The 21,761-nt window shown below is 58.9% G+C and carries 24 protein-coding genes and 3 pseudogenes; 9 read left to right on the forward strand and 18 right to left on the reverse strand.

Translation table 11 applies throughout. The features are described from left to right. Nucleotides 1–25 precede the first annotated feature (25 nt). Complete coding sequence (locus tag ACSQ9D_RS06255) at nt 26–352, forward strand: HlyU family transcriptional regulator (protein ID WP_436281541.1); 327 nt, start codon at nt 26–28, stop codon at nt 350–352. Between the two features lie 212 nt (nt 353–564). After that, nucleotides 565–1,836 (forward strand): diguanylate cyclase, encoded by a 1,272-nt coding sequence (locus ACSQ9D_RS06260; RefSeq protein WP_436283775.1) that lies wholly within the window; start codon nt 565–567, stop codon nt 1,834–1,836. 3 nt (nt 1,837–1,839) lie between these two features. On the opposite strand, the gene ACSQ9D_RS06265 is transcribed toward ACSQ9D_RS06260, so the two are convergent. Further along, the gene (locus ACSQ9D_RS06265; RefSeq protein ID WP_037117922.1) at nt 1,840–2,616 is read right to left on the reverse strand and encodes an SDR family NAD(P)-dependent oxidoreductase; all 777 of its coding nucleotides are present in this window, start codon (nt 2,614–2,616) and stop codon (nt 1,840–1,842) included. Between the two features lie 105 nt (nt 2,617–2,721). Here ACSQ9D_RS06265 and ACSQ9D_RS06270 point away from each other — a divergent pair, with 105 nt between their 5' ends. Beyond that, on the forward strand, nt 2,722–3,300 hold the full coding sequence (locus ACSQ9D_RS06270) for a TetR/AcrR family transcriptional regulator (protein ID WP_436281542.1): 579 nt from the start codon (nt 2,722–2,724) through the stop codon (nt 3,298–3,300). Between the two features lie 47 nt (nt 3,301–3,347). Here the strand turns inward: ACSQ9D_RS06270 and ACSQ9D_RS06275 are convergent, their stop codons facing one another. Then, on the reverse strand, nt 3,348–3,962 hold the full coding sequence (locus ACSQ9D_RS06275) for an FMN-dependent NADH-azoreductase (RefSeq protein ID WP_436281543.1): 615 nt from the start codon (nt 3,960–3,962) through the stop codon (nt 3,348–3,350). A 140-nt stretch (nt 3,963–4,102) separates the two neighbouring features. On the opposite strand from ACSQ9D_RS06275, the gene ACSQ9D_RS06280 reads away from it, so the two are divergent. Continuing rightward, a complete protein-coding gene (locus ACSQ9D_RS06280; RefSeq protein ID WP_436281544.1) occupies nt 4,103–5,071 on the forward strand; it encodes a LysR family transcriptional regulator in 969 nt (322 codons plus the stop codon). A 65-nt stretch (nt 5,072–5,136) separates the two neighbouring features. Here ACSQ9D_RS06280 and ACSQ9D_RS06285 read toward each other — a convergent pair whose 3' ends face one another. From ACSQ9D_RS06285 to ACSQ9D_RS06300, 4 genes are all read right to left on the reverse strand, one after another. Further along, complete coding sequence (locus ACSQ9D_RS06285) at nt 5,137–7,125, reverse strand: bifunctional 2',3'-cyclic-nucleotide 2'-phosphodiesterase/3'-nucleotidase (protein ID WP_436281545.1); 1,989 nt, start codon at nt 7,123–7,125, stop codon at nt 5,137–5,139. A 90-nt stretch (nt 7,126–7,215) separates the two neighbouring features. Continuing rightward, complete coding sequence (locus tag ACSQ9D_RS06290) at nt 7,216–7,551, reverse strand: PilZ domain-containing protein (protein ID WP_072376664.1); 336 nt, start codon at nt 7,549–7,551, stop codon at nt 7,216–7,218. A 76-nt stretch (nt 7,552–7,627) separates the two neighbouring features. Next, on the reverse strand, nt 7,628–8,518 hold the full coding sequence (locus ACSQ9D_RS06295; RefSeq protein WP_436281546.1) for a DMT family transporter: 891 nt from the start codon (nt 8,516–8,518) through the stop codon (nt 7,628–7,630). Nucleotides 8,519–8,605: 87 nt separating this feature from the next. Continuing rightward, nucleotides 8,606–9,067, reverse strand: a complete 462-nt coding sequence (locus ACSQ9D_RS06300) for an Lrp/AsnC family transcriptional regulator (protein WP_024318088.1) — start codon at nt 9,065–9,067, stop codon at nt 8,606–8,608. Between the two features lie 154 nt (nt 9,068–9,221). Between ACSQ9D_RS06300 and ald the strand changes: the two genes are divergently transcribed. Next, nucleotides 9,222–10,340, forward strand: a complete 1,119-nt coding sequence (gene ald / locus ACSQ9D_RS06305; RefSeq protein ID WP_436281547.1) for an alanine dehydrogenase — start codon at nt 9,222–9,224, stop codon at nt 10,338–10,340. A 60-nt stretch (nt 10,341–10,400) separates the two neighbouring features. Here the strand turns inward: ald and ACSQ9D_RS06310 are convergent, their stop codons facing one another. From ACSQ9D_RS06310 to ACSQ9D_RS06330, 5 genes are all read right to left on the reverse strand, one after another. Further along, nucleotides 10,401–10,868 carry a DUF1203 domain-containing protein gene (locus ACSQ9D_RS06310; protein ID WP_436281548.1) on the reverse strand — a complete coding sequence of 156 codons (468 nt, stop codon included), beginning with the start codon at nt 10,866–10,868 and terminating at the stop codon, nt 10,401–10,403. Nucleotides 10,869–10,966: 98 nt separating this feature from the next. Next, nucleotides 10,967–11,530: a GNAT family N-acetyltransferase gene (locus tag ACSQ9D_RS06315; protein WP_436281549.1), complete on the reverse strand. Its 564-nt coding sequence runs from the start codon at nt 11,528–11,530 to the stop codon at nt 10,967–10,969. A 4-nt stretch (nt 11,531–11,534) separates the two neighbouring features. Continuing rightward, the gene (gene sseA, locus ACSQ9D_RS06320; RefSeq protein ID WP_436281550.1) at nt 11,535–12,404 is read right to left on the reverse strand and encodes a 3-mercaptopyruvate sulfurtransferase; all 870 of its coding nucleotides are present in this window, start codon (nt 12,402–12,404) and stop codon (nt 11,535–11,537) included. A gap of 18 nt (nt 12,405–12,422) precedes the next feature. Further along, nucleotides 12,423–13,160, reverse strand: coding sequence for an alanyl-tRNA editing protein (locus ACSQ9D_RS06325; protein WP_436281551.1), 738 nt, complete (start codon nt 13,158–13,160; stop codon nt 12,423–12,425). Nucleotides 13,161–13,166: 6 nt separating this feature from the next. Further along, on the reverse strand, nt 13,167–14,207 hold the full coding sequence (locus ACSQ9D_RS06330; RefSeq protein ID WP_436281552.1) for a cysteine synthase A: 1,041 nt from the start codon (nt 14,205–14,207) through the stop codon (nt 13,167–13,169). A 229-nt stretch (nt 14,208–14,436) separates the two neighbouring features. On the opposite strand from ACSQ9D_RS06330, the gene ACSQ9D_RS06335 reads away from it, so the two are divergent. Together ACSQ9D_RS06335 and ACSQ9D_RS06340 are read left to right on the forward strand one after the other, a co-directional pair. Then, the gene (locus ACSQ9D_RS06335; RefSeq protein ID WP_436281553.1) at nt 14,437–15,084 is read left to right on the forward strand and encodes a ChrR family anti-sigma-E factor; all 648 of its coding nucleotides are present in this window, start codon (nt 14,437–14,439) and stop codon (nt 15,082–15,084) included. A gap of 101 nt (nt 15,085–15,185) precedes the next feature. Continuing rightward, entirely contained in the window at nt 15,186–16,019 is an 834-nt protein-coding gene (locus tag ACSQ9D_RS06340) for an SDR family NAD(P)-dependent oxidoreductase (protein WP_436281554.1), read from the forward strand. Nucleotides 16,020–16,100: 81 nt separating this feature from the next. Here the strand turns inward: ACSQ9D_RS06340 and ACSQ9D_RS06345 are convergent, their stop codons facing one another. From ACSQ9D_RS06345 to ACSQ9D_RS06360, 4 genes and pseudogenes are all read right to left on the reverse strand, one after another. Further along, nucleotides 16,101–17,357 (reverse strand): class I SAM-dependent methyltransferase, encoded by a 1,257-nt coding sequence (locus tag ACSQ9D_RS06345; protein ID WP_436281555.1) that lies wholly within the window; start codon nt 17,355–17,357, stop codon nt 16,101–16,103. 111 nt (nt 17,358–17,468) lie between these two features. Further along, a pseudogene (locus tag ACSQ9D_RS06350) lies at nt 17,469–18,066 on the reverse strand (DUF1365 family protein); the annotation flags it as partial. A gap of 12 nt (nt 18,067–18,078) precedes the next feature. Continuing rightward, nucleotides 18,079–18,273: pseudogene (locus tag ACSQ9D_RS06355) on the reverse strand (NAD/FAD-binding protein); the annotation flags it as partial. A gap of 34 nt (nt 18,274–18,307) precedes the next feature. Continuing rightward, nucleotides 18,308–18,634, reverse strand: a complete 327-nt coding sequence (locus tag ACSQ9D_RS06360; protein WP_436281556.1) for a hypothetical protein — start codon at nt 18,632–18,634, stop codon at nt 18,308–18,310. 214 nt (nt 18,635–18,848) lie between these two features. Between ACSQ9D_RS06360 and tnpC the strand changes: the two are divergent. Further along, nucleotides 18,849–19,498 (forward strand): annotated as a pseudogene (tnpC, locus tag ACSQ9D_RS06365) (IS66 family transposase); the annotation flags it as partial. 358 nt (nt 19,499–19,856) lie between these two features. On the opposite strand, the gene ACSQ9D_RS06370 reads toward tnpC, so the two are convergent. Beyond that, the gene (locus ACSQ9D_RS06370; RefSeq protein WP_436281557.1) at nt 19,857–20,069 is read right to left on the reverse strand and encodes a hypothetical protein; all 213 of its coding nucleotides are present in this window, start codon (nt 20,067–20,069) and stop codon (nt 19,857–19,859) included. Nucleotides 20,070–20,175: 106 nt separating this feature from the next. Here ACSQ9D_RS06370 and ACSQ9D_RS06375 point away from each other — a divergent pair, with 106 nt between their 5' ends. Continuing rightward, the gene (locus ACSQ9D_RS06375; protein WP_436283776.1) at nt 20,176–20,505 is read left to right on the forward strand and encodes a hypothetical protein; all 330 of its coding nucleotides are present in this window, start codon (nt 20,176–20,178) and stop codon (nt 20,503–20,505) included. 395 nt (nt 20,506–20,900) lie between these two features. Here the strand turns inward: ACSQ9D_RS06375 and ACSQ9D_RS06380 are convergent, their stop codons facing one another. Continuing rightward, on the reverse strand, nt 20,901–21,149 hold the full coding sequence (locus tag ACSQ9D_RS06380; RefSeq protein WP_436281558.1) for a hypothetical protein: 249 nt from the start codon (nt 21,147–21,149) through the stop codon (nt 20,901–20,903). Between the two features lie 64 nt (nt 21,150–21,213). After that, a complete protein-coding gene (locus tag ACSQ9D_RS06385; RefSeq protein WP_436281559.1) occupies nt 21,214–21,516 on the reverse strand; it encodes a hypothetical protein in 303 nt (100 codons plus the stop codon). Nucleotides 21,517–21,761 lie beyond the last annotated feature (245 nt).

Genomic DNA, 21,761 nt, shown 5'->3' on the forward strand with positions numbered 1-21,761 from the left:
CGAGCTGGCATGATAAAGGCGGAGTATGGCTTCGATCTTCTCCAGTATTTTCTCAATGTTTTCAGGCGCCGGCAAATCTCCTGACGCTTCGGCAGGCGTCTCGTCCGAGCCCCAGCTCTACGGCGACTGCACAATCTACGCCGAGCCGCAGAAGGAAGGTGGCCAATATCGTCTCGCCGGCCGAATCGAGAAGACTGTTGATGGCGAAGTCCTCGTGCGCAACTTCATCCGCGCCGATATGTTCGGTTCTTCCGATGATGCGATCGAGTGCACGGTACGCAAGGCGCAGCAGATTATCGATCAGAACGGCCCGTCACTGTTCAGCGATGGCGCAAGAGTTCGTCAGGTCTGATCCCCTTCCGACGCGGTTTTTCGGTATCTGCCGAGGCAACGTTTCTGCTCACGCAATCTTAAAGGATTGCGAAGAATCTTGGTGTTCGAAGTCTTACAGAACAGCCACGTGCGCTACGCCACACAAAAACCGACCGTCATGTTCACCGCCGTTGGTTGCTGGCGTGGACACAGCGCCTCTGGTGTTGACGCGCTGGCTGATGACAGGGGCGCCTGATGCAAGCCATTAACCTGCTGCTCTTTGCCATTGAGGCGGTTAGTTATTTCACCCTCATGGTGACGCTGTTGCATTTCCGCCAGCGCCTCGGTTTGGGCGTGTTTCTCACCGCCCTCGGCGTAATGCATTTCATGGAAACCTATCTGGCGGCAGTCTTCTATGTCGCGCTGCCGTTCGGCGTTGCGTCGCCCGGCTCGTCGGTGTTTTTCGCCGGCAAGCTGATGATGATTCTCATGCTGTACCTGCAAGAGGATGCCGCCACGGTTCGTCAACCGATCTACGGCCTCTTTCTCGGCAACATTCTGACGGTCGGCATAGCGTGGCTGCTTCAGTTGCATACGCCAATCGATCTCCCGCGTGGGGACGGCGCGAATTTCGATTTCCTCAAGGAAATGGGCTGGCTGATGGTGTGGGGCACAACACTTTTGTATCTCGATTCCATCGGCATTATCCTGTTGTACGAGCGTCTCGGCCGTTATCTGAAACGCAAGATCATCTTGCGCTTCATGATCTGCGGCTTCGTCCTCCTAACCTTCGATCAGATCGGGTTCTTCGGTGCCTTGCACTACTTCCTCGAGATTCCCGCCTCCGCCTTCTGGGACGGGTGGAGGGCAAAGATGTTCGCCGTCTGCATCTATACCGCGCTCTTTGCCGTCTATGAGATTTGGATACGCCGCGAGGGCGGTCCCGCGAGCGTGCGGCCGATCAGCGATGTCTTCAGTGATCTGACCTTCCGGGAGCGCTACAACGATCTGCTGAACCGTACCGGCAGGGACGTTCTGACCGGTGTTTACGACCGCACGCGGATGGAGATGGACGCGCCGGTCATGGTCCGCGAGGCGCTGCGGCAAGGGCAGTTCGTCACTGTGATTATCCTGGATGCGGACCATTTCAAGGATGTCAACGACCGCTTCGGACATCTGCAGGGGGATGAGGTGTTGAAAGCGATCACGCTTCGCCTCGGCACCATTCTGCGATCGGCCGATCGTGTTTTCCGCTTCGGCGGCGAAGAATTTGTCGCGGTCTGCCCGGCAACCGACCATGCTGAGGGAATGCGTCTTGCCGAACGCTTGCGCTGGACGATCGCAAGCAGCGTCAAGACGCCGGACAGAAACCCGGTTACCGTCAGCATCGGCGTGGCGACAGCCGATACCGACGGCGTGAGCTTCACAACCGTCCTTTCGGCTGCCGATGAGAGGCTCTATCAGGCAAAGAAAGGCGGCCGCAACTGCGTCGTTGGCAAGCCTGGGCTTGTGAGGACTGGTTAGCGATTAACCGGCGCGGAATATCTTGGCGCCGGAGGGGGCGCTTGTCGCGCCGCCGTCGACCACGATCTCGATCCCTGTTACGTTAGCCGAATCGCTTGAGGCGAAATAGAGTGCAGCCTTGGCAATTTCCTCCGCTTCGCTCATTCGTCCGAGTGGACTCATCCCGCCCAGCCGGGCTTCGAGCGCGGACATTGCATCGGCGGTGGACGCCATCGGTTGCCAGATCGGTGTTTTGGTGCCGCCGGGCGTGACCTGATTGACGCGGATGCCGCGCGGCGCAAGCTCGGACGCCATATTTCGGGTCATGGCGCGTACCGCACCCTTCGTCGCGGCATAGGCCGACCAGCCAGGCGCACCAAGCACCGCATGCACGGATCCGTTGAGGATGACAGAGCCGCCATCGTTCAGATGCGGCAGTGCCGACTGGACCGTAAAGAAGACGGCGGTGAGGTTCGTGCTGATGATGGCGTTAAATTGCTCCAGCGACGTCCCTCCAAGTGGGGTAGCACCGCCAATGCCGGCATTGGCGAAGAGCACGTCAAATTTACCGAACTTGGCAGTTGCTTCCGCGAATGCCCGTTCCGTGGCCGCTACATCAGTGACGTCGAGCTTCAGCGTGAGCACGTTGCTACCTAGAGCTTTTTCGGCCGCCGCGAGGGTCTCGGGATTCCGACCGGTAATGATCACCTTGGCCCCTTCATCGAGGAAGACCTTGGCGGTCGCAAGACCGATGCCGCTGTTTCCGCCCGTAATCAGGGCGACCTTGTTCTGCAGACGCATTGCATGACTCCTCTTGGAAATTTGCACGATCTGGATTACGATCGACATCCATAAGGATTATGATCATAATCTTGATAAGTCAACCGATCCCGGGAGAGGATTTTCATGGGCCACTCACAGCAGGATAAGCGTGAGACGCACGAGAGGATCGTCGAAATCGCGTCGAAGCGTTTACGCGAGAAGGGGCTGGAAGGCGTAGGCGTCGCGGATCTGATGAAGGAGGCGGGGCTGACGGTCGGCGGCTTCTACAAGCACTTCGCGTCGCGTGACGAACTGGTGGTCGAGGCGATGCAAGCAGCCTTTAGCGCCTGGGCCGCGAAGGTACGGTCGGAAGGGCGGGCTCCGGAGGATATTCCGTTGCAGGAGTATGCGGCGACCTACCTGAGCGGGGAACACCGGGACGATACCGCTGGGGGATGCCCGTTCGCAGCCCTCGCGGCTGATATAGCGCGCGCCGGCGAGAGGTGCCGGTCGCTCGCGACCGATCAGATGAAGACGAACTTACACACCATGCAGGCGCGCATGAACACGACCGATGAAACCGAGGCGCGCCGCAAGGCGATTATCACGTCCTGCCTCATGACCGGCGCACTTGGTCTCGCACGGATCGCGAAGGATGAGGTCCTCGCCAGCGAGATACTCGATACCGTGAAGGCTTTCGTGAACGAGCTCGGCACAAACTGAAAACGGCCGGTGAGAACCGGCCGTTTCAACATCAGTCTGAACACCGATTAGGCGGCGAGGGCGATTTCCTCGGCGCGAGCCTTGGCAGCGCCAATTGCCTTCTCGGCAGCTTCCGGGCCAAAGGCGAGGCCTTCGACGTAGATCGTTTCGATGTCGGTGATGCCGAGGAAGCCGAGGACCGACTTCAGATACGGAACGGCATGGTTCATGCCGGCTGCCGGGCCCTGCGAGTACACGCCGCCGGAGGCGAGAACGACGTAGACCTTCTTGCCGGTGGCAAGGCCGACCGGGCCGCTTTCGGTATACTTGAAGGTGAGGCCGGCGCGGGCGACGTTGTCGATCCAGGTCTTCAGCGACGAATAGATGTTGAAGTTGATGAGGCCGGTGCCGATGACGATCGTATCGGCGGCAAGCAGTTCAGCGGCGAGTTCGTCGGACGTCTTCACAGCTGCGGCTTCGTCAGCGGTGCGGGCATCAGCTGGCTTGCGGATCGCGGCGGTGAAGAGATCGTCGATGTGCGGAAGCGGGTTGGCGGCGAGGTCGCGGCGAACGACAGCGCTGCCGGGTTGCTGAGTCTTGATCTTTTCGACGAGGTCAGCCGCGATCGTGGTGGAAAGCGAGTCTACGCGCGGGCTGGAAGTCAGAAGCAGGATGGACGACATGATTGAATTTCCTCTCGAATTGGGTTCTGCGGCTCGTCTTGGGAGTCTCGAGCCGCCGTTTCGAGAGGAAAATAGGACTGGCCGACTATCGAAAAAACTGTGATAATGTCGATCAAAATCATCGATAGATTGGATGGTAAGTGCTTCCGAACCCGACATTGGACCAGCTGCAAGTATTTCTCACTGTCGCGGAGACGGGCAGCTTTTCGGCCGCTTCGCGCACGCTCAACCGCGCTCAGTCGGTCATCAGCTACACGATCGCCAACCTCGAGGCTCAACTGGAAGTGCCGCTCTTCGAGCGCTCCGGCGCGAGGCAGCCGAAGCTGACGGAGGCGGGCAAGGCGCTTCTTGAGGATGCGCGGCGGCTTGTCTCCGATCTCGAGGTGATGCGCGCCCGCGTAAAGGGGCTGAAGGAAGGACTGGAGGCCGAGGTCTCCGTGGCGATTAGCGTCATGGTGCCGTCGCATGCAGTCGTCGACGTGCTGCGCGGGTTCCGTGACAAATTCCCGTCCGTGGCGCTTAGTTTGACGGTGGGTGAACTCGGTGTGGTGATGGATCTCGTTTTGAGCGGCAAGGCAACGATAGGCATCGGCGGCGCTCTGCTGAAGCAACACGATGCGCTTGTTGCAGAACAAATCGGACACTCCTTCATGATGCCCGTTGCCGCGCATGATCATCCGCTGGCGAAGATCGGCAGACCGCTGACCCTGGCGGATGTCCGGGAGGAGACGCAGTTGGTGGTGACGGACGCGTCGGGTTTGACAAAAGGCCGGGATTTCAATGTGCTTTCCTACAAGACGTGGCGGGTCAGCGACATTGCGACGAAACACTCCCTCATTCGCGGTGGGCTTGGTTGGGGCGGCTTGCCCGCCTCGCTCATTCGCAACGATCTGAGAAGCGGCGCTTTGGTCCATCTCGACTTGCCGTCTTTCGAGCAGGGAGAATATCCGATCTACGCCATGAGACGGATCGCCAGCCCGCCTGGTCCGGCGGCAAGCTGGATGATCGATGCGTTTCGGGTGAGGCTCGAGCAATGTCCTAGGCACGCCGACTTTACGGCTCAACTGGCCGAGCTGTCGCCGCCCGATTTGCCGATTGCCGCCGAGTAAGAGGACGCGGATTCCTTGCGTCCTCCCATTCCGCTCTGAATGGACAACCTTCCAAAAGCTCACATCTAGAGTATCAACCTGAACTTCGTGAAGCCTTCGGCGCCGTCGCCTGCTTCCTCGATCTTGACGCTTTTCACGTCAGCCAGGAACTGTTTTGCCTTCGGGCTGCTCTGGAAGACTGCCGTTGTTCCCGAGAGTGGCTTGAAGCTCCAGTTGCCGTCGGCCGACGGATTGATCGTGCCCTCTTCGTGGACGAAGCGGACGATGACATCGCGGTTCGTGTCCGGCGCCTGGAAGACGACCTTGTCGGCGGCAATTTCCGGAAACTTTCCACCGCCGCCGGCGCGGTAATTGTTGGTGACGACCACGAATTTCTGCTTGAGGTCAATAGGTTTGCCATCAAACTGCAGGTTCTGGATGCGGTTTGCGTCGGCATTGATCAGCTTGCCGTCATCATCGAACCTGGGCGGTTGTGACAGGTCGATCTGGTAGGTCACGCCGTCGATCACATCGAAGTTGTAAGATGGGAAGGCGTTGTTCAGCAGGTCTGCATCCTTCGATCCGGGTTTGACCTCATTGAACATCGCCGCTGACATCTCCAGCCAGTTCTTCACCTGCTCGCCGCTGATGGCGACCGCCTGAACCGTGTTGGGGTATAGGTAGAGGTCTGCCACGTTCTTGATCGCGATGTCGCCGGCGGGCACATCCGTATAGTAGTCCGCGCCGCCGCGTCCCCCGGCCTTGAAGGGTGCGGCTGCCGACAGCACCGGCAGGTCCTTGTATTCGGTGTCTGCCAGCATTTGCTTGATATACCAGGTCTGGGCCTGGCTGACGATCTGAACGGACGGGTCGTCGGCAACCAGCGCGAAATAGGAGTAGAGCGGCGCCGAGGTCTTGCCGACGGGGGTGCGCACATAAGCGAGCGTTGCCTCGTGCTCGGCCTTCGCAGCCTCAATGACGTCCTTCTTATCGGCCACATCGGCGATGATCTTCTTTTTGTCATCGCGGTGGTAGATCGGCCGTGCTTCCGATGTGAAGTCGACAATCCGCCAGCCTTTGCCGTCCTTTTCCAGCAGGAGATCAATCAGGCCGAGATGCGAGCCCCAGAAGCCGGCCATCACCGCGGGTTTGCCGTGCAACGTACCTTTCACCGGATCGGCATTCTGAATGCCGTCCCAAGTCTTCGGACCGGGAAAGACGAGGTGCTGATGCCCGGTGAAGATCGCGTCGATCCCATCGACCGCGGCAAGATGCAGGGATGCATTCTCCATCTTCTCGGATGGGGCCACACCGTCGATGCCGGAGTGCGAGAGCGCGATGACGATATCCGCGCCTTCCTGCTTCATGACCGGCACCCAGGCTTTAGCAGCTTCAACGATGTCGCGCGTCTGCGCCTTGCCTTCGAGGTTCTTGATGTCCCACAGCATGATCTGCGGCGGTACGAAGCCGATGAAGCCGATCTTGACGGGGCTGTCGTTGCCGGCGCCGTCCTTGATGGTTTTCTCGACGATGACGTACGGCTTGAGGAACAGCTCGTCCTTTGTCGGGTCGGACGCAAGTTGGCCCTTCGTCAGGTTGGCGCAGACGAACGGGAAGTTTGCTCCGCTCAGCACCTTGAACATGAAGTCGAGACCGTAGTTGAATTCATGGTTGCCGAGCGTGCCGACGGTGTACCCCAGCGTGTTCATTGCCTTGATGACGGGATGCACATCGCCGTCCTTCATGCCGAGCTGATAGGCCATGTAGTCACCCATGGGATTGCCCTGCAACACGTCGCCGTTATCGATCAGCAGCGAATTGGCAGCTTCCGCCCGGATGTTGTCGATGATCGTCGCAGTGCGCGCCAGGCCCATCGTGTCGTTCGGTTTGTCGGCATAGTAGTCGTAGGGGAAGACGTTGACGTGAATATCCGTCGTTTCCATCAGGCGCAGATGAGCCTGATTGGCGCCCGCGCGCGCACTAAAGGGATGAAGCAGGATGAGTGCAGAGGTGGCAGCAATGCCGCCAAGCAACGAGCGGCGGGTCATTGGCGGCAGATCGAGAATGGAAGACATGAAAACTCCTTCGAAAATCACGCGTCGCCCGGCCCACAGGCGAGACTAGGGTGATTTGCGAAGGAGTAAACCCTGAAAATGACAGGGAAATTATCGCGTCAGGACCGGTTTCACTTCCTTGTGGAAGAACCGGAAATACGACGATACCTGCGCGCGGGCATTGGAGTTCGGATCGAACTGAATTCCAAGGCGGCCATTGTGGGTCCAGCGGATGATGCCGTGAAGGGTGCCGAGATCATCGGCAAGGATCTGCACACGGCTGCCAGATGCCGCATGAATCGGCGCCCGGATTTCGACGGCCATGCCGGTAACCGACATGTCAAGGATGCGCGCATCCACTTCCTTGGTGAGATAGCGGACCTTACCGAATATGCGGCAATGTTTGCGCTCGGCCTTGCGAGTGATGATATTCAGATTGTTCTGCATGTTACGCTCCACCAGAAACATGTGGATGAAATCTACTGGGTGAACATTGAGAATGCTTTAATAGCTCGATCTAAAATTACGGAGATGTCGGCTTTGGATGTGATCTGCGTGCAACGACGTGTTCCCGCCACACGGTGAAAATGCCTGCCGCAACGACAATGACAGAGCCGATGATCATATTGAGGCTTAGCCTCTCGTTGTAGATCACGACGCCGATGATGGATGCATAGACAAGCTGCAGATATGTCAGCGGCTGCACGGCGGCGGCATCCAGCATGTCGTACGCACGGATGAGAAAATAATGGCTCGATATGCTGGTCATGCAGACAAGCGCCATCCATCCCCAATCCCACCCCGACATCCATATCCAATAGAAAGGGCCGACCAGCGTCATGGCGATGCCGCCGACGACGCCCGTATAGAAAAAACTCGTCATGGCCGAGTCGTGCCGGCTGACAAGCCGCGTCGCGATGACATAGAAGGCAAACAGGAAGCACGAGAAGACCGCAAGCAGCAGCTTGAAGTCGAAGAATCCGCCTTCCGGCTTCAGAATCAGCAAGACCCCGACCAGACCCGTGGCGATCGCCGTCCAGCGACGCCAGCCGACCCGTTCGCCAAGGATCGGCATTGAAAGCAGGGCAATGAGAATCGGCGTTGCCGAGAAGATCGCTTGCGAATGGGCAAGACCGATCAGGGCAAAGCAGTTGATGACGACAACCACCTGCGCGGCCAGCAAAAGGCCCCTGATCACCTGCAGGAACGGCCTCTTTGTCCTGGCCGCCTGCTTCAGGCCACCCCTCATCCTGCAGGCCAGCGCAACGGTGAAGGTGGCAAACGCCCAGTAGCGGATCATGGTGACGAAGACGGGCGGGTAGGCGGATGCCAGATGTTTCGAGATGCCGTCCTGCAGCGAAAAGATGGTGATCGCCAACAGGACGAGAATATAGCCTTGGGTCTTGGATTTCATGCGTGTGTCTTAGAGCGGGGGGATCAGGCAGGGGATAGCGAGGCCGCAGCTCCGCGCCGGGGACTGTCTGCCGATTTTGGGGCTCTGTCAAAGCCCGACATTTGGCCTATCGATGACTTCTCTGAGCGCAAAGCTGGAATTGATCTTCACGACGTGCGGAAGCGCCGAGAGCCAGTCGCGATGGATGCGCTCGTAGTCCTCCAGGTCACGGGCGGCGACACGGAGAATGTAATCGTATTCGCCGGACATCAGGTAGCAGACGAGGACGTTCGGACAGCGCTTAACGGCAGCCTCGAATTCGGAGAGCGTCTTCGCAAACTGGCCCGACAGAGAAATGTGCACCACCGCGATCATCCTGTAGTCGAGCGCCTTGTGCGAGACGTGGGCGTGATAGCCGCTGATGACGCCGCTCTTCTCCAATATGTCGAGCCGCCGCGAACAGGCCGATGCCGACAATCCAACCTTGGCGGCAAGATCGGCATTGGTGATGCGGGCATTGGACTGAAGCGTCTTCAGAATCGCAAGATCGATGGCGTCGAGTTCGGACATTCGAAGAACTTTCGATTATTTGCTCGAATTCGCAATGATCTTCGAAAATCAGCGTCAGCGCAAACCTTCTTTGCAAGGACATTTCGTGGCTGTGGTGGTTGGATTTCCCGGTCAAAGACACTCCGCCAAGCGGACATAAAAGAGAGGAACGCCTATGCGTGTCGGTTGCCCGAAGGAAATCAAGAATCATGAATATCGTGTCGGCCTGACACCTGCGTCCGTTCGTGAGTACGTCGCCCATGGCCATGACGTCTGGGTCGAAAGCAAGGCAGGCGCCGGCATTGGCGCCGATGATGCCGCCTATGTGGCCGCTGGCGCAAAGATTGCCGCCACGGCCAAGGAAATCTTCGAGAAGTGCGACATGATCGTAAAGGTCAAGGAGCCGCAGCCCTCCGAGTGGGCGCAGCTTCGCGATGGCCAGATTCTCTATACCTATCTTCACCTCGCGCCCGATCCGGAACAGACCAAAGGCCTGCTTGCCTCCGGCGTCACCGCTGTTGCCTATGAGACTGTGACGGATGATCGCGGCGGCCTGCCGCTCCTTGCTCCGATGTCCGAGGTCGCCGGACGTCTGTCGATCCAGGCCGGGGCGACCGCATTGCAGAAGGCCAACGGCGGCCTTGGCATCTTGCTCGGAGGCGTGCCCGGCGTGCTGCCGGCCAAGGTCACGGTGATCGGCGGCGGTGTGGTCGGCTTGCACGCGGCCAGGATGGCGGCAGGCCTCGGTGCCGACGTCAGCATCCTCGACAAGTCCCTGCCGCGCCTGCGCCAGCTCGATGATATCTTCGGTGGTCGTGTCCATACCCGCTATTCCAGCATTCAGGCCTTGGAAGAGGAGGTATTCTCGGCCGACCTCGTCATCGGCGCTGTGCTCATTCCGGGCGCTGCCGCACCGAAGCTTGTCACCCGTGAAATGCTGTCGGGCATGAAGCGAGGCTCTGTCATCGTCGACGTCGCCATCGACCAAGGTGGCTGCTTTGAGACGTCGCATGCAACGACGCATTCCGAGCCGACCTACGTCGTCGATGACGTGGTGCATTATTGCGTTGCCAACATGCCTGGCGCTGTGCCGGTCACTTCGGCGCATGCCCTGAACAATGCGACGCTCGTTTATGGCCTGGCGCTTGCAGACCGCGGACTGCGCGCGATCGCGGAAGATCGCCACCTGAGGAACGGTCTCAACATCCATAAGGGTCGCGTCACCAACAAGCCGGTGGCCGAAGCGCTGGGCTATGAATCCTACACTCCGGAAAGCGTACTGAACGTAGCGTAAATTACTTCACGTTAGGTGAGACAGGTCGGCCGCAGTCTCTTGCGGCCGGCTTTTTTCTTGTCATCTGTCTATACGGCACTGATAGCAATTGTTGCGCGCCGAGCGCACATGCACGTAGGCAATCTCCGGCCGCTCGAGGAGTTCGGCGGCATAGGAGCGGATATGGGGCGTCGGCGTCACCGCGCCGGTGCCGTAGACGATGCGGTTTTCGGCATTGTAGCCGCGCACGATGAAATCCGGGCTGGTCAGCACCGGCGGTAGGACTTCTTCGGCGGCATAGCGCTCGCAGCGTTCCTTGTGGAGGAAGACAGGACCGGTTTCGGCATAGGGCTGAAGCTCGGGAAACGGCCTATAGGCGAAGACCAGCAGGTCCTCGCCCGCATCGATATTCTTCAGGCAATGGCGGCAGGGATGGCCTGGGCCGTCAGAGACCATGGTCTCGGGCAAGAAACCGTAGGCATCTGTACCGCCGTTCCAGACATTTGCGGCGTCGGCAGTGGGCATGGCGCAAAAGCGGATGTCGGTCATGGCAGATCTCCTAGCTGATTGCCATGAGATGCACCTTTGCCGACGCACATACCACCCGATTCCTGCAGGTGCTTTCGGACTGGTTTCCCTCTGCCGGCTCACCAGTCCCTTTTACTCAATTCCAGAAGTTCCTTGTCGCTGAGAGGCCGGACGATGCCCGAGCCGGTGGAGACCGGGGAAAAGCCGAACATCTGGTAGAGCTGCAAGGCGCGCGGGTGATCGAGGTTGTTGGTAGTCGTCGTCACCCGCTTCGGATTGAGCGTCCAGATCGCATAGAGCGCCTGCAGCAGGAACCACTTTCCGATCCCCAGACCAAGCGCATGCTCGAACAGCCCGAAGTGGCAGAGCTCGATCGTGTCCTCATCCTCGATGAAATATTCATAGAAACCGGCGGGTGCGCCGTTCACGTAGAGGACGCTGATATTGTTGCGCTTGTCGTGCAGCGCCCTGGCCAGATCCTCGTCAACCATCCGCAAACGGTCCACCCACTGCCATCTGGCCCCGACTTGGCGGTAGAGATAGCGGTAGAACGGCAACGGAATGTCGGGAACCCGCATGATCGCCGTCTGGATGTTGATCGGCACCGGCAGGCTTGCCTTCGGCGGTGCCGTCATTTCCAGGCGCGTAATATGGGCTTTCATGGACGAGGGGGCCTTCACCATCGTGTCAGGCTTTGACCGGCTCTGGCGGGCCAGTGACGACGGGCGTGTCGTCCCGGCCACCCCATTCGCTCCAGGAGCCGTCGTAGAGCTTGTTGTCGGTATGGCCGAGCGATTCGAGCGCCAGCGTGATGATCGCAGCTGTGATGCCGGAGCCGCAGGATGTCACCACGGGCTTCGAAAGGTCTATGCCCGCGTCCTCGATTGTCTGCTGGAGTTCCGGCAGCGACTTGAAGCGGCCCTGATTGGCGAAGACGCCCGATGGCAGGTTTCGCGCGCCGGGCATGTGACCGGATCGCATACCAGCGCGAGGCTCAGGCTCGAGCGCTGCAAATCGGCCGGCGCTTCGGGCATCGGCTATCTGCAGGGCGCCGCTCGCAACGATGTCCCGCATTGTGTCGAGATTGACGACCCGCGAGGCGTCATAGGTCGGCCTAAAGACCTTGGGCTCATAATGCGGCACGTTTGTCTCGAGCGGGCGGCCCTCGGATTTCCATCCGTCCAGGCCGCCGTCGAGCACATACACATTACGCGCGCCCATCACCCGAAACAGCCACCAAACACGCGGAGAGGCGAACATCCCGATGCCGTCATAAACGACGATGCGGTCCTTTTCCTCGATCCCGAGCTTGCCGACCTCGATTGCGAAAAGGTCTGGCGAAGGAATGGTGTGCGGCAGCGGCACGGAGTGATCGGCGATCTTGTCCTGATCGAAACGGATCGCACCAGGGATATGGCCGGCGGCGTATTCCGCGTCAGCATCACGCTTCTGCGCCGGCAGATAGAAGGACGCATCCAGGAGCCGCAAATCCGGCTTGCCGAGTTCCGCCTGCAGCCAATCGGCCGAAACGACGAAACGGCTCTTCTCTTCGCTCATTTTGCTCTCCCTAGACATTCAAGCTTCGTCGCCGGGAGCGCCGAAGCGAATCCGGAAGCGCCGGTTTTCTTTGCCCTTCTTCTCGATCTTGGCAATGTGAATCTTGCCGACTTCCTGAGTTTCGGACACATGTGTGCCGCCGCAAGGCTGGCTGTCAATCGCAGAGTTTTCGCCGATACAGACAAGGCTGACCCGGCCAAGGCCGCTCGGCGGGCGAACATTCTTGGATTTGACGATGCCGGGATTGGACGCAAGTTCCTCGTCGGTAATCCACTGCAAGTAGACCGGGTGGTTCTGCCGCACCAGTTCCATGAGCTTGTCGGTCACGTCGTCCTTGTCGATCGTCTCGCTCATGTCGAAGTCAACACGGCTCTCGTCTTCGCCGACGGCGGCACCGGTGATCGGATAGGAGCAGACGACGGAAAGCAGATGGCAGGCCGTGTGCATTCGCATCAGCTTGTAGCGACGCGGCCAGTCGACATGCAGCACCAGCTTTTCGCCAACAGCTGGCTTAGCTTCGCCTTCGAGCGGCATGTGCACGACGATGTCTTTTGTCGCTCCATGCTTCGTCTGCCCAAGCGCGATCTTGCTGCCGTCCGTGCGCTCGAGAAAGCCGGTATCGCCCGGCTGGCCTCCCGATGTCGCATAAAAGCAGGTCTGGTCCAGCTCAACGCCCCCGTCATCGTGAACGGCGGTCACCACCGCCTCGCATGTCGAAAGATAGAAATCGTCACGATAGAGGGCATTGACGGGCATGGGGTCTCACGCTGCTGGTTCGTATGGGATCTGTATGTTTTGCGTCTTGGCGAGCCATGCGGGAACGGGAAGGCTCTTCGACGTCAGGAAGTCCGGATTGAAGAGCTTGGACTGGTAGCGGTTGCCGTAGTCGGCGAGGATCGTCACGACTGTATGGCCGGGACCGAGCTCCCTGGCAAGGCGCACTGCGCCGGCGATGTTGATCGCCGTCGATCCACCCAGGCACAGACCTTCATGCTCGACGAGATCGAAAACGTAGGGCAGGGCTTCAGCATCCGAAATGCTGTAGGCGAAATCGGGCGTGAAACCTTCCAGGTTTGCCGTGATCCGGCCCTGACCGATTCCTTCGGTGATCGAGGAGCCAGCGGATTTAAGTTCGCCGTTCTTGTAGAATTCGTAGAGCGCGGCTCCGTCGGGATCGGCAAGGCCGATCTTGATGTCCTTGCTGAAGGCCTTGAGGCCGGCTGCGACACCCGCAAGCGTCCCCCCCGAGCCAACGGAGCAGATAAAGCCATCCACTTTGCCGTTCGTATCGTTCCAGATTTCGCGGGCTGTCGTTTCGATGTGGGCCTGTCGGTTGGCGACGTTGTCGAACTGGTTTGCCCAGATCGCGCCGTTCGGGTCCGTCTTTGCCAGCTGTTCGGCAAGCCTTCCGGACACCTTCACATAGTTGTTCGGGTTCTTGTAGGGGACGGCGGGCACCTCGACGAGTTCTGCGCCGAGCAACTTCAGTGCGTCCTTCTTTTCCTGGCTCTGAGTCTCCGGGATGACGATGACGGTTCGGTAGCCAAGCGCCTTCGCAACGACGGTCAAGCCGATGCCGGTATTGCCGGCCGTCCCCTCGACGATAACGCCGCCCGGCCTCAGCAGGCCCTTCGTCTCTGCATCGCGAATGATGTAGAGCGCAGCGCGATCCTTGACCGACTGGCCGGGATTGAGGAATTCCGCTTTGCCAAGAATAGTGCAGCCGGTCGCTTCCGACGCGCCCTTGAGCTTGATCAGGGGGGTGTTGCCGATTGCCTCTAGAACGGAGGGATAGACGGTCATGGACTCTGCCTCATTTGAACGCTTAGTTTAGGAACGGTCTTTTCCCTTCACAAGGCTAGGTTGGCAAGAAATGCTATTCCATCCCTTTGAGCGCAACGATAAAATTAGACTTCGCTGCGTCCAGGGTGGTCGAGACTGAGCGTTCGCCGCCATTGTGATCCGGAGATTGACTTTCAACGTACGGATGACGACAAAGCAATCTCTAAAAGCGGAAACGACCGAAACCGTCATGGTTCACGAGCATATCGACACGGTCGATGCACTGATGGCGCATTACGTCGCCGGATCCCTTCCTGAGCCAGCGCGCGTGCTGGTGGAATCGCATCTTGAAATGAAGCCGGATCATCGCCTGCTGGTGAGCGATTTCGAATCCCTGGCTGGCGAGGCTCTCGAGCAGATACCGGAGGCTGCGATCGGCGATCGCAAGGCGCAGCTCGCTGCCGTCTTCGCCTCCGCGCCGCCGGCCGAAGATCGCGCGTCAGCCGATCTGCAGGCACACAGGGGCTTCTTCCCGAAAGCGATACGCAATCTGGTCGGCTATGATGTGGATACAGTGCCTTGGAAGACGAAGCTTCCAGGCTTCAAGCAATACTCCACCGACATCGATGGCTGTGAAGTCGGCCTGATGTGGATCAAGGCCGGCCGGGCGCTGCCCGCGCACACCCATAAGGGAATGGAACTGACCTTGATCCTGGACGGCGCGTTCAACGATGCTCGCGGTCGTTTCGGACCCGGCGATATCTCGGTTGCAGACGAGAGCGTTGACCACCGGCCGATCGCCGAAAAGGACCGGCCCTGCATCGCGTTTTCGGTTCTCGATGCGCCGGTCAAGCTGACTGGATCCTTCCGTCAGCTCATAGGTGACCTGATCGGCTGAAAGCAGCCACAATGGTGTGATACAGGCCTAAATCCGGGAGATGGCGAGGAACTCCCGGACCTTTTTTGGCGTTCAGAAAAGCGGCCCGGAGGAGATGTACCATGCAAGATTTCGTTGCTCGTCCCGAACATGGAATAGCCTGGATTTCCGGCGCGAGTTCCGGAATTGGGCGAGCGCTGGCACTCAAACTCGCGGGAGATGGATACAAGGTCGCCGTCACCGCCCGCGACCATGAGAAGCTCGCCGAATTGCAGGCCGAGGCCTCCGACCTGTCCGGCAGCATTATCGTGCTCGACGGCGATGTTACGAACGCCGAAGACATGGAGCACGTGCTTGCTTCAATCGAATATGAACATGGTGCGCTCGCACTGGCGATCTTCAACGCCGGCGTCTATCTGCCCGTACACGCGGAGGAGTTGAAGCTCACTGATTTCGAGCAGAGTTTCGCGGTCAATCTGCAGGGTGTTGTAAATTGCCTGGTCCCGGCCGTACGGCACATGAAGGCGAAGGGGCAGGGACAAATCGCCATCGTTTCGTCCGTTTCAGGCTATGGCGGCCTGCCGACCAGTGCGGCCTACGGCGCCACAAAAGCCGCCTTGATCAACATGGCGGAAAGTCTGAAATTCGATCTAGACAAGATGGGCATCCGCATTCAGCTCATCAGTCCGGGCTTCGTCGATACGCCGGCAACGAAGAAGGACGAATTCCCCATGCCCTCTCTTGTCTCGGCCGAGGAGGCAGCCGAGCAGATTTCGGCGGGCCTCAAGTCTCGGAGTTTCGAGATTACCTTTCCGAAGCGTTTCACCTACATGATGAAGCTCGTCAATCTCCTACCTTACAATCTCTATTTCTGGCTAGTGAATCGCTCGACCGGCTGGCGGGAGCGGCCGCTTGAAAAGCACGCACGACCGGGTATGGCGCATCCTGCAGAGTAGTTTTCGGCGTCCAAGGCATGGACGAGGCGGATGGCGGCCAGACAGGAGGTCATCTGCCGGATTGGCCGCCATCCGCTCTCGTCAACTCCGCGCAAAGACGACCTGGCGGACGTCTATGTTTCTAGCGCGGAAGCCTGCTTCGCAATAAAATAAATAGAATTCCCAGAGCCGCTTGAAGCGCTCGTCAAAGCCCAATGGGCCAACACGCTCCCATACCGACCAAAAACGCTCGCGCCATTCGGCAAGTGTACGGGCGTAGTCTAACCCGAAACCAAAGTCCCTGACCAGTGACAAATTCACCTTGCGGCCAAGTTCGGCCAGGTGGTCGCGTGTCGGCAACATGCCGCCGGGGAAGACGTAGCGCTGGATGAAATCGGGGTTCGTCCGATATTGGGCGAACGCCTCGGGGCGAATGGTGATGATCTGAAGGCCGGCTTTGCCGCCCGGCTTCAGGCATTGGCGTAGCTTGGAGAAATAGGCTGGCCAGTACTTTTCACCGACCGCCTCGAACATCTCGATCGAGACGATGCTATCATAAACGCCGGTCTCGTCGCGATAGTCCTGGAAGCGAAACTCGACCTTGTCGCTAAGGCCGGCCCTGCGGATGCGATCCTCGGCAAAGGCAAGCTGCTCGCGGCTGATCGTCAGGCCGGTCACCCGGCAGTTCAGTTCGCTGGCGGCAAATTCTGCGAAACCGCCCCATCCGCAGCCGAGTTCCAGCACATGGTCATTGGGCTTGATGCCGGTCGCTTCGGCCAGCATGCGGTATTTCGCTCGTTGGGCCGATTGCAGGTCGTTGGCGCCGGTTGAGTAGAGGGCAGACGAATAGGTCATCGTCGGGTCGAGCCATTGCTCGTAGAAGGAGTTGCCGAGATCGTAATGCGCGGAGATGTTACGCTTTGAACCTGTCTTGGTGTTGGCGTGCATCCAGTGGCGCACACGCTCCATGACCCGCATGATGCTGTTGCCGCGCGCATATTTCCTGGTTGCCTCGCCATTGATCAGAACAAGCTCGAGGAATGACGCAATATCAGGGCTTTCCCAGTCACCGTCGATGTAGCTTTCCGCAACGCCGATCGTGCCGCTCGTCAGGGCTCGATTGGTAAGGTTCCAGTTGTGGAGGCGGATGGCGGCGTCCGGCCCACTGTCGCTGCCCCTCGCAATGACGCTGCGACCGTCCGGAAAGGTAACCGCCAGCGAGCCATGCCGCAGTTGCAGCAGCGCCCGCAGTGCAAGTTTGACTTTGAGCGGCAGCCCTTCGGATGCCCTGGCAACGTTCTCGGGCGACAGCAGTGTAGCGTTCTGCGCGAAAGAAGACCAATCCCGGGAATCCGTCATAGCTTTCTCCTCCTGCGATTTTGTGGCCGGTTAAGGACGAGCAATGCGTTGAAACATCCCGCCCCCCGACGGTTGGCTCGGACGGTAATGTCATTCCACCGCCTCTGCAACTCAGCGCGGCGGCATGACGCTGAAGGGCGGCGCCGGCGCCGGCGGGTAATGTATCGGATCCCTTTCAGCCAGAGTTTCGGCGCCAGTGGGTGCCCACAACAACTTTGCCGGCTAAGAAGGGGCAGACGGACCAGCAGCTTGGCGAGCGTAAGGGTCGTCAGCGGAAACATCCGGCCCGAGAATGTCGCAGCCAGTAGCGGCCCCTGAGCGTCCGTCTCCATGATCCTCCATCGAATTTCCTTGCCTGGCGGCAGCATCCGAAAGTGGCAGCGTGTCCAGAGCTTGTCACAGACCTGCCGAAAGCCGCTCTTGGAATATCTCCCGGCTGGACGGGGGACACGCAAGTATGACGGTCCCCGAACCTATTGCGCACTTCGCAGATGATCGCGACGAGGTCTTCGGCGTCGTCGTAGGCGTAGTAGACGGCGAGCGGATTGAACACAAAGCCGAGAATCCGTGGATGGCAGACGAGGAGAATGTGTGCCGCCTGCAAACCTGCGCGCGTCAGAAGCTCGTCCGCGTAGCCGCGTATTCTTTGCCAGCCGGCGTGGTCACATTCATGAAACGAGACAAGGTTCTATCGGTTTACCGAGAAAAGCCGCAATTGACCGCTCTTGGCGGAAAACTGCGGGCGGCTATAGGTGAATTCTTCAAATACTGCCCGCACATCTGGCTCGCGATCCGGATTGGGAGTGACGAAAAGCGGCAATCTGCTATCGATCCTCTGCAGCCTGTTCATCGTAGGGCCAGACTTGCCGTCTTCATGGCTCGACCGAAGATAATTCCACGACGCCCACAACCTTCTGCCTTTTTCCCAGCTAGAGCTGCGGAAGCCCGCATCACTGCTCCCTTTCTTCGGTTGCAGATGCAGTTTCACAAATTTTTAGCAGCTGGTTGATTTCGTCGCATAAAACCACGAACGCAGCGGCGACAAGCTCGTTGGGCGTGTCGTCCATCTCGGCAATCAGAATCTCGACCTCGCTCAGTGTCCGTGATGTCATAGGCGTATCTGCTCCACTTTCATCAAGTGTCAGTCGCAACTCGCGGATGCTGGCGATGCCGCGAGCGACCAGCTCCTTTCGCTCGTTGGGCGTCAGCAGGTGGATTTGGTTTACGGCCCGAACGAGCTCAGAGACAAAATCCGATGTTGTCGAGATGCTTGACATGCCTCAGTCCCCGAACGGTAGCGGTTTCAATTTTATCCAAAATATCAATACTGTCGTTGTTCGGGGAGCTAACCTTTCGGTTGACGGGTGCATTTTAATAAACTGATGCGGGTACGATCAGCTGCAAGCATAACGCGAGCTCTGAACCAAGCGGACCAGCTTCGTGCGCTAGAGACCGCTGGCGCTCTGGCGACGCGCCACCGCAACCTCAGTCGCCTGCGGCTGCTGCGGCAGTGAGCGGTTGCGCAAACTCGGCGAAGATGTCACCGAGACGATGGAAAGCGTTCCGCGTTCCTGGAAAGTCATCCAGACGGTAAGGGAAAAGTTCAGTTGCCGCGACTGCGAGAAGATCAGTAAGGCGCCGGCACCTTCCCACGTCATCCCGAGTGGCTGGGCGGGTCCGAGCCTTTGGCGATCCTCTGCGACAAGTTCGGCCAGCACATTCCCCTCAATCGCCCGGTCGAATGCTTCGCGTTAGAAGGTGTGCCGATCAGCCTGTCGACTGTGGCAGATGCGATCGGTTCTGCTGGCATGTCCTTGAACCGCTGTTGAAGCGGGTTGAGGCCTATACGTTTGCAGCCGAACGAGTTCATGGCGACGATACGACAGTTCCGGTTCTGGCCGCCGGTAAAACGGACACCGGCCGGATCTGGACACACGTCCGGGACGATGCCCCGTTCACCGTGGGCGATGCTCCGGGACCGCGCCGGCGAACATCCGCAAGTGCACCGGGCCAATTATAACGGCATCCTTCAGTCGAATGCCTATAGCGGCTATTCGCAGCTCTATCTTCCCGATCGAAGTCCGGGGCCGCTCTATGAGGCAGCATGCTGGGCACACGCCCGGGCGCCGTTCTTCACCTTGCCGATCTGGATAGGCTGCGCTGAACGGGGCGTAGGCGAGGGCTGATTTTTGAAGATCGGATTTATCCATTTCCCACCAAAGACATTGCTGCGGCACGAATGCCGATAGCATTTCGATATCTCCTCCGGTGTGGTGGTGTCCGCCGTCCCTGGACGGCGAATTGCAGCTTGGTAGGCCGCGATGAAAAAGCTAGGCGAGCCGGGTCAGGGCGGTCAATGAGCTGAATAATATCAGGGGCGGTCACGTGATCTCGTGACAGCGGCGTGACGTCAATCTGCCACCCGACCCCATTCTTAAGTTAATGGCAGTCGCGCCCGGTCGCAGGGTCTACCTGATCTTGTCGCAAAGGGCAAAGGCGTCATTCGATGGCGCTCAGGCGTGAGTTCTTGTGTTTGCGCAGCTGCTCGGGCGACATTCCTGTCATTCCCGCCTCGTTATGCTCCTCATAGAGCTTCCTGACTTCGTCCAGGGTCGGCGCCGGTTCGTCGGTCGTACCCATGAGTGCATCCACGATCGTCTCCGATTTGTCGAATGCGTCTTCTGCCAGCCCAATGCGGCGCTCGAACTCCATGAGATCGGCTTCTCCAACGTGTCTTTTTGGGAAGTCCACAGAGCGCAGCCGTTCATCGGAGGTTAATGCTCATTAATCCAGAACAGCCTGAAAGGATGCGCCGATGATGAAGAAGCTTTTTCCCGCATTCGCAGCCGTAGTCTTGGCTGCGTCGTTCGCCCTGCCGCTAAACGCCACGCCGATCGTCGTGCCGAACGCAGTACACATGCACACCGCCGACGTCGAGCAGGTCAAACATCGCGGCCATGGCAATGGGTATGCGAATGGCCACTGGAAGAACCGGCGGTACGCTTACCGCGACTGCCGGTATTACGGCTCGTGCTACCGTCCTCGGTACTATGGCTATCCACGGTACGACGGATATCCCCGGTACGGTTATCGCGACTATTACCCCTATCAGCGGCGGTCGGGAGCGACCTTGTATTTTGACTTCTAGTCGGTAGCGCTCGCAGGTTAGGGAAAAGAGTCGCAACAATTGCGACTCTAGCAACGCTCCAGAGCGCTTCACCCCTCAACGCGGCCGTTGCTCTCGATCGGGTGGCGGCTTTTTCTTATGTTGTCATGGGCAGGCATCGGAACCCAAAAAAGACCGCCCCGGCTAAAATCGAGGCGGTCAACGCGGATTCGATATCCGCCGACCGCGGTGGGAGGGAGGACACCGAAGCCGATCGATCGCCTCATGGGAGGGTGTTGAGGCGATAAGCTAACCTATCAGCAGCGCGCGCCGTGCGAAATTATATGTAGGTGTCGAAATCATACACCCATGGCTTACTCGGCCAGGGTGTCGTTCGGCTGGCGTTTTAGGGTGGCGTCGGCGCGAATGCCGGCTTCTTACTTCTGGCTGCGATCTTTCAACGCATCGATTAATCGGTGCACCTTCTCCGTCGCATAAACGATGTCTTCTCTAGGCAAGTGCACCGTGATTTCGATCTCTTGCCATCGCCCGCCTTGATCTTTCGCATAGCGGACAGCGGCCTTGAGGGAATTGAATTCAACTGCGGGAGCGTCGGCAACCCAGAACTGCACGGTGCATTTTGCTTCACCGTAGTCTGAAAGGGCTTTGATTGGGTCTAGGGCCATGCGCGAGCTTTACACCGTTGGCAGTCCGTTGGCTACCGCGGGCGAAGACGGCGGATCGATCTTGTTATGGTGGAGGTGGCACCCCATCGTCCGCTGACCTGAAGTAGGAATAAGTTGTCTCAATCCATTCAGCGCCAGGTATCTTACCGAGGGCGGCGAGGGCCCCGGCGGTCGTTGCGGTAATGAGAACGCCAATTATGGCCTTGGCGACAAGCTTGCGGCCTTCGCCCACTACTTCCTTTGCGAGCGCAGATTTAGCGGCCAGAGACCAGAGATTTTGCAGGGTGCCGGTGAGAGCGAGAACGTCGCGCTTGTCGGATTGTTTGTCCTCGGTCCAACGGACAACCGTATTTAGGGCGTCAGTCACCTCGGGATCCGCTTCTATGCGCGTCCTCAGATCTCGAACAAGAGCCATTGTGCTCTGAGAGAGCGCGTTGATTGAATCTCGATCGATGTCAACCGCATTTTCGCGAAACACCCTCCAGTCTTCAAACTGGGCCGCAGCAGCGAAAACCAATTCGACATGGGAACGCAGGAGCTCGAAGAGTGTCGGAGAGAGTTCTTCAACATCGCCGCGCAAGACGCGGCCGCAGGTCTGATTGTACATCCCGA

This window comes from Rhizobium sp. LjRoot258 (assembly GCF_964254185.1).
In the GTDB taxonomy this organism is placed as follows: Bacteria; Pseudomonadota; Alphaproteobacteria; order Rhizobiales; family Rhizobiaceae; genus Rhizobium.